Below are 15,655 nucleotides of genomic sequence, written 5' to 3'. Positions count from 1 at the left end.
CCAGACCTTTCCAGCCTGTTAAGTCACGCCCGTTAAACATAGATACAAATCCGTCATCAGAAGGCAAAGCAGCCATATGTTTCAATAAAGCCTGCTTTTGGTATTCCGCCTCTGCATCTTTATTTACAGCAATGGCTTTATTCAGAATATCCGTCACCATTTTTCCATAATATTCGGGATGAGCCAGCGCGATAACACGTACCGCCTGTACAGCAGCCTGCTGTACGGCATTATCGCGGTCATCCAGATATTTTCCTGCTGTGATCAATCCTACAAAAGTTCCGGTACGTCCAACTTGCGAAAGTACATCCCGCTTCTGGTCAGGTTTTTTTGCAATATCCAATGCTTTCCTTAATAACAACAGCCGCTGTTCTGAAGGGACCTGGGCCGAATTAACTTTTGATACATAACTGGTAAAAGCCCTGTCCGCATATTTCGGATTATTTTCGGCAATATCAAACAAGGCAGAAATAGCCGAAGCGTCTTTCCAGTTGATCAGGGCTTCAAATGCTGCATCATTAGATCTGGTATCATTTTCTTTCATACCCAGCATGACCATTTTCAAAGCATCCTCACCTCCTACTTTTGCGAATACATTATAATATAATGCCGGATTCCTGCCTGTCTTCATCAGGCCGGTCAACCTCCGTGTCTGTTCTTCCTGCGGAAGTGACGATATCGATGCATATAAAGCATTCTGCAGTGCGGTTATCTCTGCCGGGTCAGATGCTGTACTCAACAGTTGGGATATTTGTTGGGCGTCACCTTCCTGGGCCATCTGTGATAATGCCTTGTATGATGCCAAACGTACGGGAGCCTGGTCAGATTTGGTTTGTGCAAAGACAACCCCTACCATATTGTTAGCTTTCCGCGACGCCAAAATATCCAGAAAAGCTACTTTTGCCTGGGGAGTAGCCTGCGGAATCGCTGCAGCGATTTCAGAAACAGCAACTGGTCCACCGATGGAAGTCAGTGTCTTTTTTCCCGTCTCAACAATTCCGGCATCAGCAACATTCATAGATGTAATGATCGGTTTGATCGATTTTTCTCTCCCTATTTTTCCTGCAGCAATGATCGACGCCTTGCGGATATCAATATTACTGTCCGACAGGCATCCGGTAATAAACGGAAGGGCTTCAACATCTCCCCGCGCACCAAAAACGGATATTATTTCAGCTTTTACTTCAGGACGTTTTTCCTTTGTTGCTTTTTTCATCAATGCCTCATACATTTTGGGCGAAGAAATATTATCTGTAAACTTCAGGGCTGCCTCACGATATGGTTTGCTATCACTGCTCAATGCATTGATTAATTCACTGACTGCCTTTTCTCCCGATGATAAAGAAATCATTTCAAGGGCTGCTGTTTTTGCAGCTATCTGTGTTTTTTCAGATGTTGCTTTCAGCAATTTTTTACTGTTTTTGCTCACTAAAGAAACCTGGTCTGATACGAACAGGTTTTTCAGGTATGATATATATGCATACAAAGCATCTGTAGGCTCATATTGAAAAGCCGCTTTTTCCGCAGCTTCATAGAGTAACTTCTCCGAAGAAGGTATAGCGAACTGGCTTAAAGCAAACAAAACTGTTTTTTGAACTTTTCCATCATTCCCACCGGCATAAGATGCAATAGCATCCGCTGCTGGCTGATAACGAAGATATCCAAGTCCCTCTATCAGGCTTATCTGTTGTGTCCCGGACGCATTCGGTAAAGCATCAAAGATCGCCTTGGCAGCGTTTTCATTTCCGATACGCACCAGTACACGAACAGCAGCATCACACAAGCGTGCATTGTTCAGGTATTGGGTAACGGTAGCCACCGATTCGTCGACTGCCACATATTGTAGTTGTATCAGGAGGAAGTCACGGATCTCATCAGACTTTGCTTTTGGAATTACAGTACATAACTCTTTAGCGACCGCAGATTTTAATGCTTCTGTTTTTGAGGCATACATCGTAAGGCCACTGATGGCGTAACGGATCTGGGCATCATTACCTCCCGGATCAGCCAATTGCGGTGCTAAATCTGCAATGACATTTCCTATTCCGTACAATTCGCCCATCAATTGATTAAATTTACTTGTATTGTCTGCGGGCAATAACATTACAATATCCGCAATTTTGGTTTCGCGGGTTCTCTGGTCGGTCTGCGCATATGATGACAACAGCCCGACGGTCAATATGACGGATAAAACTATTTTTTTCAACATTTTCAACATTTTGAGATGGTTCGACTTAAATACTCCAGGGAGCGCGCATGGGTTGATTGATCAAAGCATTGGCTCCCGGATCATCAACAAACTGTAATTTAACAGGATCAAATACTAAAGAGCGACCAAGCCGGACAGCAATAATGGCCATATTTACCAATGTTGCCGAACGGAAACCATTTTGTTCATTCAGTGCAAAAGTCGTACGGGTACGAACAGCTTCTGCAAAATCAGTTATCTGCTCTTCAGGATCAGGGAAAGCAGCCAGCTTCTTTTCCAGATCGGGAATGTCCGAACGGAATCCAGCATATAACTTTCCTTTAGGCCCTTCTATATAAGCCGCATTTTTATCTTTATTTTCACCATCCAATACGATTTTACAACCATCGTCGTAAATCAACTCTACCCGTTTCCAGGTGCCACAGGCATCAGAGTCCTGCTGTTCTCCGTCAACGATCACAGTAGTAGGATTGGTATGATCCTTTCCTAAGAAATATTGTATGGGGTCAAGGTAATGTTGTCCCATGTCACCCAAACCGCCGCCGTCATAATCCCAGTATCCGCGGAAAGTACCGTGTACGCGGTGTTTATTGTACGGCTTGAATGGAGCAGGTCCCAGCCACATTTCATAATCTAATTCGGAAGGTACCGGCTCTATGCCTAATCCTGTTTTTCCTACCCAATAAAACTTCCAGTCAAACCCGGTAGTCGCACTTACGGTTACTTTCAATGGCCATCCCAATAACCCACTCTGAACCAGCTTTTTAATGGGCTTCACGGGGGTTCTCATCCCGTAAAAACTATCTTTGAAACGGAACCAGGTATTCAACCGGAAAATACGTCCGTGACGCTCTATGGCCTCTTTCACTCTGATCCCTTCACCAATGGTTCTTGTCATCGGCTTTTCACACCATACATCCTTACCTGCTTTCGCAGCATCAACCGCCATAATACCATGCCAGTGTGGAGGAGTAGCAATATGCACGATGTCAATGGACGGATCCTGCAAAAGCTCTCTATAATCATGATAGGTTCTGGTCCCATCCGGACATTGTTTCAATGCTGTTTCCAGATGATTCTTGTCCACATCACAAATAGCTGTAAGACGTGCACCCGGGTACGAAATATGCCCACGTCCCATACTTCCGACACCTATAATTGCTTTGGTAAGCTCATCGCTGGGAGCCAAATAGCCGGCCCCACCCAATACATGCCGCGGAATAATTGTAAGCGCCGCAGCACCGAATGTCGCAGCTTTTAAAAAGCTACGCCGATTTTGTTTTGGTTTGTTCATGGTTGATTTATTGTTTTAACTATTGTTTGCTACAGATTATACACTTTCCCGGTGACCAGCGATTCTTTCGCAGCCATCAGTGATGCCATTACTTCCATGATGCTCTGTTCGGAAACAACAGCTGTTTCTTCATTATTTTTGATGCAATTGACAAAATATTGTACTTCCCGGCCATATGGATCATTATTCTCCACTTTTATCTTAACGCCGCTTTTCCCCTGTTGGTACCACATCAATGACGAAGTACTTTCCGGACCAATATTTTCACCTGAAATGAATGCAAATTCTAATGTTCCTTTGGTTCCCAGCACACGCATCCTCATGGTAAACGGATAACCGGGAGTCATATTGGAACTGCCGTCGACCAATGCATTGGCTCCGGACTTGAAGCGGAAAAGATTCATGACATCGTTATAATTTCCATTTTCGTCTTTTTTACCAGCACTGTATACCGACTCCGGTTTTCCCAACAAATAATGTAAAAAATCAATATCGTGTAATGTCAGATTCATCAAAGCTTCCCCTGACTTATCCGGATATTTATACCAATCGCTCCAATTGGCCAATTGGCTAAGGCGTGCAGCATAGACGGAAATAATATTACCTATATCCCCCTGGTCACACATCTCTTTTATCTTCACATATTCAGGCCAAAAACGAATTACCTGCGCTACCATGATCCTCACATTGTTCTGATGTGCGGCAATAAATATATTTTTGGCGGCAGGTAAAGTAAAAGCAATAGGTTTTTCTATCAACATATGTTTTCCCGCTTTCGCGATCTTTACGGCAAACTCCTCATGCATGAAACTGGGAAGACATAAATCTATAATATCCAGCTCTTTGTCATTCAGCATGCTGTCCAAATCCGGATAAGTATCCAGCCCGAATTTCTGTCCAAAATCATTGCGTTTTTTCTCATCAATATCAAATACTGATACATAAGTTGCATTCTGATCTTTTAAAGACCGGAATCCTGTAATGTGCGCATTTCCCATGGCACCGGCTCCCAATATTCCTATTTTCATTTTAATCGTATATGATTAGTGAATGATCGATCAAACAAAAGTCTTATTTTAAGTCATTGACTTGTTGACAAAGATAAAAAAAAAACATAGGACGAAAAATTTTCTGACCCATAAATTAAAAATATCATTAATACCCGCCCTTTAATTAAAAATATTAATAATCATTTTCTTTATTATATAAGAGAAAAAATACCTACTTTTGTTTCATGAATGAAGCTAATGGATAAGTGATTAACTATTCCTTCATCACATTAACCACATTAATTTTTATGATCATGAAATATGTCAAACGTTTGGGTTTTCTTTTTTGTATCGGACTTATCGTATTCAATTCCTGTGAAAAAAAGATCCCACCACAATTACAGGCAATTCCTGCCGATGCTGCTTTTGTTGTAGCTATAGAAGCTAAAAACATTGTAGATAAAGGTGGACTAAAAAACCTGAATGAATATACATTTATTCAAAAAATGCGTTCCGAACTTTCCAACGAGAACCAGGCAACGCAATCGCTTATAAACAGGATTCTTGAAAATCCGAAATCAACCGGATTGGATATTGACCGGACATATATTTATGGGGTCAACAATGGTAATAAGTCATATGTGTCTTTTGTATTCAAAATGGACAAAATGGGGAATTTCGAGAATACACTGAAGGAACTGAATCAGATACAGGACATTGACTTTCCCGATCCTATCGACAAAGGAGCCTATAAAATCATCCAGCAGGACGAAGTTGCCATTACATGGAATAAAGACTTTTTATTTCTATTTGCCGGAGAGTCTGCCGGACAATTAACTTATGCTGATTTTTTTACAATGCCTGAAGATAAAAGCATTTTAGGCAATAAGGATTTCACCGAATTCCAGAAACGTAATTATGACCTTGGCTTTTGGGCTTCTTATACATCATTGATGGATATGTATTCCAAAATGATGAGCAATAAATTCTCCAATCTTTCTACCGGATTATCCGGAATAAATTTACATGCATATGTCAATTTCGAAAAGGGGGAACTCAACATTTCCTATAAGTTGACCCCAAAAGAAGCCGTCAACCAGCTGTACACAAAATACCCGATACTTAAGAAGAATTTTGATAGCCAGTTATTACGGGATTTTCCGGACAAATCCTATCTGGCATTTAAAGTATCGGTGGATGTCCTGGCTTACATCAAAATGATCAAAGAATTTGCCGGATCAGATATTCCTATTGATCAAATGATGTTAAGCGATCCGATGGTAAACACCGTCATCAATGGATTGGGAGGCGATATGGTTTTTAGTCTCTATAGTTTTGCACAGGGGCCGTTACCCATTCCCCTGATGGGACTGGGATTCACAGTTAAAAGCAAAGATGACTTTGATAAATTCGTGGCTTTGATTCCTGAAGATATTGTTGCCCGTAAAGATGATCATTATGTTATTTCAACCGGATTTGTTACTCCGTTTTACTTTGCATATAAAGACAACAGGGTGTTGATCACGGATGATGTTGACGGAATTGTTGCTTTCTCCGGGAAAGGATATAGTAAGAATCTGACATCCGGCGACTTAAGTGAAGCTATAAAAAATCCATACCTGATGTATCTGAACCTGGATATAGATAGTTATCCTCAAAATATCCGGTCACTGGCACAAAGTGAAATAGGTGGCAAATTTGGATCCGTATTATCCTTACTTAGTCCTTATAAAGATGTAAGTATGATTTTTACGGATGATTACGAAGGTATTTTCTCCCTGAAATTTAAGGATAAAAATCAGAACTCATTGAAACAGATACTGAAAGGGATCGATCAGGTAACAGCTAACTCTTTTTAGTCTTTCATCTTTCGAATGGAAACCATACATATTGACCAGGTTTTACCTTATTTCATATCCGATACCGATCAAACGGTATCGGATATTTGGTCTGGTGAGGCCAGCTTCCGAAAAGGACAATATTACCTGATCACTGCCGAATCGGGAGCAGGTAAATCATCCCTTTTGAGTTATATGTTTGGCGAAAGATCCGACTATACCGGAAATATTCTGTTTGATCATCAGAAAATAGATTCTATTGATCCGCAGGAATGGAACAAAATCCGCCAAAAAAATATCAGTTTTGTTTTCCAGGGATTGAGGCTATTTTCCGAATTAACTGCCTATGAAAATATAGCTATTAAAAACCGGCTGACCAACCATAAGACTGACGGGGAGATTGCACAAATGCTGGCTATGGCGGGACTTTCAGAGAAAATAAATGAAAAAACAGGAAAACTCTCATTTGGACAGCAGCAGCGTTTAGCTATTATAAGGTCTCTGTGCCAGCCGTTCGACTTTTTACTTATGGATGAACCGTTCAGTCACCTGGATGATACAAATATTGAAATTATGCACAGGCTGATCGTACACGAAACCGAACAACAGAATGCAGGACTTGTGATATGTTCGCTGGGACCAAAATATCCGTTTTCGTATCATTACTGTTGGAAATTATGAGCGAATTACAAAAACTGTTACGACAAAATATCAGTATCCCTCAACTTTTGGGATATGCTTTTGCTGCTTTGACCGGAATGAGCATTATTTTTTCTGCTTTTTGCCTTTCATTAGACATTCGCCCTTTATTCTCCTCCGAAACAGGATTATTCAAAAAAGAGCTCATGGTGGTGAATAAAAAAGTAAGACTGTTATCTACATTCAATAGCTCACAAACCACTTTCAGTTCTTCTGAAATAGATGAAATCAGGCAACAGGATTTTGTCCGGTCATTGTCTTATTTCTCTTCAAGCCGCTTCCACGTCAAGGCATATATGGAATCTACCGGTCAGATGCCTTATTTTTCCACCGATCTGTTTTTTGAATCGGTTCCCGATCATTTGCTGGATGTGAATGTTGCAGAATGGAAATGGGATGAAGAAAGCCGGTTGATCCCTATCATTATCCCCCGCGACTACCTGAGTTTATATAATTTCGGTTTTGCCGGAAGCCAGGGATTGCCACAGATCTCGGAAGGGATCATCCGGCAAGTGGTTTTCAGGGTATCCCTGACCGGAAATGGAATGAGGGAAAACTTTTCGGGACGTATTGTGGGGTTTTCAGATCACCTGAACACCATTCTCGTTCCTGAAGCATTTATGGCATGGGCCAATGATAGATTCGGAGACCATGCACCTGCTGAAAAAATATCGAGATTAGTTATAGAAGTCAAAAATCCGGCAGATCCGGAAGTTGCGACATTCTTTGCCGCTCACCCCGGTTATGAGATCAGTAGTAACAAAGGGGAACAAGGAAAATTATCCTATTTCCTGACACTCCTGATCATCATTATAATGACAGTGGGCTGTCTGATCATGATTCCTGCCATCGGATTAATGATGTTGAGTATCAATCTGCTGATCTATAAAAACCAGAAAACGCTGGGTAATCTTATATTACTGGGATTTCCGAGGAAAAAACTAGCGGCGCCATACAACATGCTGGTGCTGGGATTAAATGTACTGATAGGAACGGTCAGTATCCTGATCACAAAATATATCCAGGTATTATACCATACAAAGCTTTCCGTACTTGTTCCCAATGAACAAGGGTCAGTTTTCTGGATGACGTTACTATTTGCCATTATCTTTGTATGTGCGATTTCAGGATTGGATATTCTCTGGATACAGAGAAAAATAACCCGTATAAAAATCCCGGCCAGAGGATGATCCGTCATTGTTGAAAGAAACTTGATTTAAAAATGAGTGTAGAAATAAGTAATACCAATAAGTTAATATCATATTTAATAAACACAATCAGCTCGGTTAATGTGACTTAAGAAAACAATAAATAGCACTGGGTGTTTAAATGATTGGATAATAAAATTATTGTATCTTCATTTATCGGAAATATGTCAAAATCCCTGTATTGAGCATTTTATCAAAAAATATTGAAAAATCTCCGGTTGATTATTGCCTTCATAAAACCGGAAAGTGGAAAAGACAGTCCTTTTTGAGAGTATCAATCAGTCTCTTTGTTTTATTCCTAAGCATTTCCCTTTTCGCTCAACAAGGGGTTCCGGAATTACATATATATCTATCCGATGGAGCATTTATTACAGATATCTCCAAAGAAGAAAAAATAAATGGAACTATGGTCATTAAAAATGCCAATGGATCAAACTTCCAGTCTGAGCATCTTTATAACGGAATCATTGCCATTCGTGGGAGAGGTAATTCTTCCTGGAATAATTCTCCAAAAAAATCTTATTCCATCGATCTGACCGATGCGTCCGGCAAAAAAATCAAAAGTCCCCTGTTAGGAATGCCCACAGAAGAAGACTGGATATTGAATGCCAATTACTTTGATAAAACGATGCTGCGTAATTATTACAGTTATTATTTCGCCAGGGAAATTGGAATGGATTGGGCTTCAAAAGGATGGTTCGTTGAATTATATGTTAATAATGAATACCAGGGAGTGTACCTGTTATGCGAAAATATAAAAAGAAGCGAAAGCCGGGTAAATGTGAAAAAGGCCGGTACTGCCGGAAATAGTCTCACCGGAGGATACATTATTGAACTTGATTATCCGCAAAGATTAGAAAGTGAGGGTGCACAATACTTTACCTCTTCCCGTCAATATGAAAAAAGATATTATTACGATACTCCGGCCACCGATTATCTGTATTTTGCATTTAAGTATCCCAAGGATGAAGATCGTTCTCCTGTACAAACGGCCTATATGAGGGATTTTATTACCAGATTTGAAGATGCCCTGTATTCGGATAATTTTGCCGACCCGATCATCGGATATAGAAAATATATAGACGTCGAATCATTTGTCGACTGGTATATCGTTAGTGAAATGGCCAATGATTGGGACCATTGTTATTATCTCTCCAGTGTCTTCTTCTACAAACAGCAGGGACAGGGAGAAAAATTAAAGATCGGTCCGGTATGGGATTATGATGTGGCATACAAAACATACACCGATAGTCAGGAATTACAACAAAATTCTCCATGGTTCAAGCGGCTATGGGAAGACGAAAGTTTTCAGAAACTGGTGATGCAAAAACTCGCTGATATAGATAGAATTATAGAAAAATCCATTGAGCATGTTACTGATGTTTCCAGGGAATTGAACTGCTTCGGGGCTATTGACAGGAATTTTCAAAAATGGCCTATTTTAGGCGATTCTGTCTGGAGAGAAAAAAGACCTTATCCGCATACCTACGACGGAGAAGTCCGTAAATTCACCCAGTGGGTAAGGGAAAAATATGTTTATCTCACATATAGGGCACAATCAACAGGAAGCAGGTGCGATGTCCTGAAAAATTTAACACCGGGAATACGGATAGAAGACCAGGATAAATATGATGAAACGGTTTTTCCATTGAAAGTAACCACCAGTTCTGTTTCTCCCGGAGCAAGATATACCTGGAATGGCAAAAATACCGTAACAACAAATGAATACACCATTACAAGTCCCGGAGAATACCGGGTATCGATCAATGTCAACGGATGTGAAAGTCTTGTATCGGAGACTCTGTATGTTCCCGGTATCAGGAGAGAGTCACAAATTATTACATTTAACCTTCAGGAAACAATAGATATATCAGCCGGGTCTGTTAAGCTGGATCTGGATGCTTCAAGTTCTTCCGGATTACCTGTCTCCTATTATATTGTTTCGGGACAGGCAAAAATACAAGACAACCAATTAATTTTTGACCGGTTCGGAGGAATAATGACTATCGGAGCTTATCAGAAAGGCGACAAAAAATTCCTTGCCGCAACACCTGTCCTGAAATCCATAGAGGTTACCGGAGGGATCACACATGTTCAGGATGTTCCCGACGTTTCCGCCAAGGTATACCCCAATCCTACCCGTGATATATTATATGTCAGCGGCTTTTCGACGGCTTCACCCAGACATCCTGTAGTCCTGGAATTATTTGATATGACTGGAAAATTACGTCAAAAAATGACGATATCTTCCGGAAATGAATGGATAATGAATATGGCAGATCATCCTTCAGGTGTTTATTTGTTACGCATCACTACAGGTAACCAGACCATTGTCCGTAAGTGTATCAAGGAATAATACGGATACTTTTAAAAACAGAAATGAAAATTTTTACAATAAGTGGTGTAGAATATCGTTCCTATATATGATATTTGTACTTCTTAATGGGGTGAATGATGATTGAACATTTTACCTGATAATATTTTAAAGAGGATGAAACAAATCTATTCCTGCCTGTTTTTCATTGTTTTTACCCTAATGCTACCTGCCCAAAATATTACAAAGAAATTCACCATCAGCGGTTATATGAAAGATAGTTTGAGTACAGAAGCCTTAATCAGTGCTACTGTACATGATCTGGAGACATTGTCCGGAACATCCACAAACCAGTATGGATTTTACAGTTTAACTCTCCCAGCCGGTGAGGTAAATCTGGCTTTTTCATATGTAGGATATGCCTCAAAAATCCGTAAATTCAATTTGAAAAAAGATACGATCATCCACATCAATTTATCCGGATCCGAACACCTTCAGGAAGTTGAAATTACAGCAAACAAGGTGGAACGAATTCAGGAGAAAACGCAAATGAGCTCGATCAATGTTCCCATCGCACAGATCAAATCGCTTCCGGCTTTCCTGGGGGAAGTGGACCTGATGAAAGTATTACAGTTAATGCCGGGAATACAATCAGGCGGGGAAGGCACCAGCGGATTATATGTGCGGGGTGGCGGTCCCGACCAGAACCTGATCCTTCTTGATGGGGTTCCGGTATACAATGTATCACATTTGTTCGGTTTTTTTTCGGTATTCAATGCAGATGCCATCAACAATGTGGAAATACTTAAAGGCGGTTTTCCAGCACGGTATGGGGGGAGGATATCATCTGTAATTGATATCAACATGAAAGAAGGCAACATGCAAAAATTTCATTTTGAAGGTTCCACCGGAATCGTAGCTTCCCGTCTGACTCTGGAAGGACCGATATGGAAAGACCGGACCTCTTTTATCATTTCCGGGAAACGTACCTACATCGATCTTCTTGCAAAACCATTCATCACTATAGCCAATAAACAAAACGATGATGAAACCATCAATGTGGGGTATTATTTTTACGACCTGACGGCAAAGATCAACCATAAATTTTCTGATAAAGACCGTATATACCTGAGTGCATACATGGGTGATGATAAATTTTATGCCAATTATAAATATGATCATGAATATGATTATGATAAGAATAAAATGGGATTGAAGTGGGGTAATATTACTTCGGCTTTTCGCTGGAACCATATTTTTACCAATCGGTTATTCAGCAATATTACCCTTACATACAGCCAATACAGGTTTCTTACGTCAGCTGATTACTGGTACCGCGAACGTGACTGGAATGGTATGGAAGAAATCTACCAGGACTTTTATAATGGTATAAGGTATAAATCCGGGATCAATGACTGGAGTGGAAAAATTTCCCTGGATTATATCCCGTCACCCAATCACTACATCCGGTTTGGCGGAAATGTTATATACCATACTTTTAATCCGGGTGTACTGGCTTCGGAAATAGATGATCTAAGCCTTGATTTTGGCGGAGATAAAATTTATGCATATGAATACAGCTTTTATGCGGAAGATGATGTAAAGCTGACCAATAAGCTAAAAATAAATCTGGGGATCCACTGGTCGGGATTCAACGTCCGGAAACAATTTTTCAGCATCATACAGCCCCGCCTTTCCGCCCGGTACCTTTTGACCGATCAACTTTCCGTAAAAGCGGCATACTCACGCATGGGACAATATATTCATCTGATCACCAACTCAAATGTAGGTCTGCCAACAGACCTGTGGGTACCTACTACCAACCGTCTGGATCCCCAGACTTCCCATCAGGTAGCCATAGGACTGGCGCAGAACTTCAGGAATAAATACGAAATCAGCCTGGAAGGGTATTATAAAACCATGGATCAGGTACTGGAATACAAAGAAGGAAGCACTTTTTTTGATGTAGGAGGTAACTGGGAGGAAAAAATCCAACAGGGTGACGGCCGAAGTTACGGGATAGAGTTTTTCGCACAAAAAAAAGTAGGTACTTTAACAGGATGGATCGGATACACTTTATCCTGGACCGACCGGATATTTGAAAATATCAACGGGGGAAAACGCTTTCCCTATAAATATGACCGCAGACATGACCTGAGTATTGTGGCAACAAAAATGCTGACACCCAAAATCGAATTATCCGCCGTATGGGTCTTTGGTACGGGAAATTCAATTACCGTACCCATTGGTATTTATGAGTTGAGCGACCCGTCTAACGGAGGGACACCGGAAACCTATTATGAATATGGAGAACGGAACAGCTATCGTATGGATCCATACCACCGGCTCGATTTTAATATCAGCTTCATAAGAAAAAGAGGCCAGTATGAGCGGAAATGGATCATCGGCGTGTACAATGTGTATAACCGTAAAAACCCATTCTTTATAGATATCCACTCAAAATACAGATCCGATAATGGAATACCGCAGGTAAAATATGAATACGCACAATATAGTCTTTTTCCCATTATTCCGTCTGTTAGTTACCAGTTTAAATTCTAATGCCATGTTCACACCCAGATTATTCTCCCCATATTTATTCATTTTTCTTGTATGCATATATATCACGGGTTGTGATAGTATGTATAAAACCATTGAGATCGAAGAAGCTGATTTTCAATCGAAATTGGCCATCAGCGCTATCCTGGATACTGACAGCGGACATTTTTATTTAGCCTTATGCGAAGGTCGTTCCTTATCATCCTACAAGGACTGGGGCAATGAAGAAGACCGTTCCTGGAAAAACGGGGTGGTGGAATTATTTGAGGATAACCGGGAAACTCCCATTTTAAGATTGGAACAAGCATTTCAAATCACCAGGGGTGGTTCTAGATATGCATACTGGTCGGAAATTGAATTTGGAGTTCATATAAAAGATATTCCGACCAAAACGGGAAGTAAATACCGGTTGGAAGTCAATATTGAAGATTATGAAAAAGTAACTGCTACAACGATAATGCCTCCTAATCCCGATGTGAAAATCATAGAATTAGATACCATAAACACGATTATAAAAAGGAATATGGTGAACATTAATTCTTTGGTTGGTAACAGTGGAGGATGGTATTCTAATGCTTTTCATACTGTTAAAGTAAACATAGAAGACCATTCTGATAACAGAAGGTATTATGCCGCCAGCTTTGACCTGACTTCCGACAGCAGGTATTTTTATAATTCCGGCTTAAGGATCAATGTCGATAACATGACCTTAATCCAGGACAATCCCGATGTCGAAGCACAAGGAATCCTATCGGACGGAGAATCTTATGATATGTACACATTTGACAGGATGTTATTTTCCAATTTAACCTTTGCCAATTACAGTACGAACATCAACCTGTACATAGATGCATATACATTAACAAACCAGAAATATAAAATACCGGAAGATATTTATGATCCTGAAATACATGGAAAAGAGTTGCTTGTTTCCACTACTTATTATTTGATCCTTAAGTCCCTCACCACAGAGGCATTTAAGTTACATCGCAGCATGGCCCTGCAACGGGAAGGACTTGGTTTCTTTTCTGAGCCCGCCATTATGCAGTCAAATGTAACGAATGGATTTGGGTTTTTTACCGCATGCAACACGCAAAGGATTGAATTGGCAAAAAACTATACTTATGAATATTATTTCCCTGAACAGGAATACACTTACTCTTCAGAGAGAACAAATACCAAAGAATAAATAGAGTTGTCCGTTGTAATTAAAATCTTGATATTTGATATTCCGTTATCATTATGTTATAAATAAACAGCCAACCATTCCATCTGACATATTTTTGTCATTTTTAGTAGAACGCGTTACAAATCTGCGCTCCTAAGTTATTGGTAATTATTTATGGCTAAATTATATCACTGTTCATATATAAGGAAATATTTTTTGTTGAAAAGAAAGAAGAAAAAACTATCTTTGTAGAATATAGAATGCACCTCAGCAAAGTTTACGAACAAGTTCGACACTCTGCCCCCGGTTTTCACTATATTTGGAGAATAAAAATAGATGCTTTTATGAAAAATCTGTTTTTATTTTAGCCATACATGCATCAACAGCTTTAAGTGAGATTTAGAGGAGATGATTCAAAATGAGTAAAACTACATTTGATACGAAAAAAAAATATTTCCACCGGGGATTTATTCTTTCTTGTTTGTCCTTTCTTTTCCGTTTTATACTTATTATTTTCCTCCATTTTCCATTCTCCATTCTCCATTCCCAAACAACGACTTATCCCGTACAGGTTTCCACCCACCTGATGCCCCCATACAGCCTTTACCTGAGCGATTACGCCTCCGGGGCACGCGAACATATTTCCGTAACCCTGGTAAACCGCGACATCAACCGGCCGGGGCTCAACATAAAGCTCAGGCTGACTATCAAAGGGCAGGGCTTTACCATACAAACCCTTCCACAAGCTGTCTTCTCCCCCATCACCATCGATCCTAATGTACCCTACCGGCTGTCGCAACAGGAAATAGCGCCCTATTTCGATCCTTCCACACTCAATGCCCAGGGGTTGGGGACACAGAGTTACCGTAACGAGGGACGGCTACCCGAAGGAATGCTCCAGTTCTGCTTCGACGTGATAGAATACCATACCGGACGCATTATTTCCCAGCAGGGATGCGGCAGCGTATGGATAGCCGTACAGAAGCCGCCCTTACTCAGCCTGCCTTTCAACAATGAGAACGTAACCATAAAAGACCCGCTCAACCTTCTTTTTCAATGGACACCCCGCCATAGCGGGTTAGCCGGTGTGGAGTACGAACTGATCATCAAACAGCTGTGGGACAACGGCATGTCACCCGAGGCTGCTTTCGCCTATAGCCCCGAGATCATCCGCGAGCGTACCAAAAACACCTCCCTATTGTATGGCGCCATGATGCCCCCGCTGACGCCAGGGTTCCGGTATGCATGGGCGGTGAGGGCCGTTGCTTCCGACGGCTTCTCCGAACAGCGGGTATTTGAGAACGACGGGTTAAGCCAGATACGCGTGTTCTCGCTCGAAGAGTATTGTCCGGCCGTGTTGGGAACAACCGCCGCCTA

General features: G+C 40.8%; 10 protein-coding genes. 7 read left to right on the top strand and 3 right to left on the bottom strand.

The features are described 5' to 3' along the window. The 3 genes from LBQ60_16220 to LBQ60_16210 form a co-directional block, all read right to left on the bottom strand. Positions 1-2,209, bottom strand: a 2,209-nt coding sequence (locus LBQ60_16220; GenBank protein ID MDR2039469.1) for a HEAT repeat domain-containing protein, incomplete at its 3' end; no start/stop codon positions are given. A 25-nt stretch (positions 2,210-2,234) separates the two neighbouring features. Then, entirely contained in the window at positions 2,235-3,503 is a 1,269-nt protein-coding gene (locus LBQ60_16215; protein ID MDR2039468.1) for a Gfo/Idh/MocA family oxidoreductase, read from the bottom strand. A 29-nt stretch (positions 3,504-3,532) separates the two neighbouring features. After that, positions 3,533-4,531 (bottom strand): Gfo/Idh/MocA family oxidoreductase, encoded by a 999-nt coding sequence (locus tag LBQ60_16210; GenBank protein MDR2039467.1) that lies wholly within the window; start codon positions 4,529-4,531, stop codon positions 3,533-3,535. A gap of 275 nt (positions 4,532-4,806) precedes the next feature. Here LBQ60_16210 and LBQ60_16205 point away from each other — a divergent pair, with 275 nt between their 5' ends. From LBQ60_16205 to LBQ60_16175, 7 genes are all read left to right on the top strand, one after another. Beyond that, positions 4,807-6,351, top strand: a complete 1,545-nt coding sequence (locus tag LBQ60_16205; GenBank protein ID MDR2039466.1) for a DUF4836 family protein — start codon at positions 4,807-4,809, stop codon at positions 6,349-6,351. A 15-nt stretch (positions 6,352-6,366) separates the two neighbouring features. Next, positions 6,367-7,011: an ATP-binding cassette domain-containing protein gene (locus LBQ60_16200; GenBank protein ID MDR2039465.1), complete on the top strand. Its 645-nt coding sequence runs from the start codon at positions 6,367-6,369 to the stop codon at positions 7,009-7,011. After that, on the top strand, positions 7,008-8,219 hold the full coding sequence (locus tag LBQ60_16195; GenBank protein MDR2039464.1) for an ABC transporter permease: 1,212 nt from the start codon (positions 7,008-7,010) through the stop codon (positions 8,217-8,219). Before LBQ60_16200 ends, LBQ60_16195 begins: the two co-directional genes overlap by 4 nt. A 283-nt stretch (positions 8,220-8,502) precedes the next feature. Continuing rightward, on the top strand, positions 8,503-10,593 hold the full coding sequence (locus LBQ60_16190; GenBank protein ID MDR2039463.1) for a CotH kinase family protein: 2,091 nt from the start codon (positions 8,503-8,505) through the stop codon (positions 10,591-10,593). Between the two features lie 135 nt (positions 10,594-10,728). Further along, complete coding sequence (locus LBQ60_16185) at positions 10,729-13,113, top strand: TonB-dependent receptor (GenBank protein ID MDR2039462.1); 2,385 nt, start codon at positions 10,729-10,731, stop codon at positions 13,111-13,113. Between the two features lie 4 nt (positions 13,114-13,117). Beyond that, positions 13,118-14,299, top strand: a complete 1,182-nt coding sequence (locus tag LBQ60_16180) for a DUF4249 domain-containing protein (GenBank protein ID MDR2039461.1) — start codon at positions 13,118-13,120, stop codon at positions 14,297-14,299. A gap of 397 nt (positions 14,300-14,696) precedes the next feature. After that, on the top strand, positions 14,697-15,655 hold a 959-nt coding region (locus tag LBQ60_16175; protein MDR2039460.1), incomplete at its 3' end, for a hypothetical protein.

Source organism: Bacteroidales bacterium (genome assembly GCA_031275285.1).
Classification (GTDB): Bacteria; Bacteroidota; Bacteroidia; order Bacteroidales; family UBA4181; genus JAIRLS01.
The sequence above is the reverse complement of the archived record's forward strand: the minus strand, read 5'-3'. Positions and strand labels throughout refer to the sequence as shown.

What these genes read in the sequence shown, in the direction of transcription:
- LBQ60_16215 (MDR2039468.1), bottom strand. Translation starts at nt 3,503, where the DNA reads ATGAACAAACCAAAACAAAATCGGCGTAGCTTTTTAAAAGCTGCGACA.
- LBQ60_16210 (MDR2039467.1), bottom strand. Translation starts at nt 4,531, where the DNA reads ATGAAAATAGGAATATTGGGAGCCGGTGCCATGGGAAATGCGCACATT.
- LBQ60_16205 (MDR2039466.1), top strand. Translation starts at nt 4,807, where the DNA reads ATGAAATATGTCAAACGTTTGGGTTTTCTTTTTTGTATCGGACTTATC.
- LBQ60_16200 (MDR2039465.1), top strand. Translation starts at nt 6,367, where the DNA reads ATGGAAACCATACATATTGACCAGGTTTTACCTTATTTCATATCCGAT.
- LBQ60_16195 (MDR2039464.1), top strand. Translation starts at nt 7,008, where the DNA reads ATGAGCGAATTACAAAAACTGTTACGACAAAATATCAGTATCCCTCAA.
- LBQ60_16185 (MDR2039462.1), top strand. Translation starts at nt 10,729, where the DNA reads ATGAAACAAATCTATTCCTGCCTGTTTTTCATTGTTTTTACCCTAATG.
- LBQ60_16180 (MDR2039461.1), top strand. Translation starts at nt 13,118, where the DNA reads ATGTTCACACCCAGATTATTCTCCCCATATTTATTCATTTTTCTTGTA.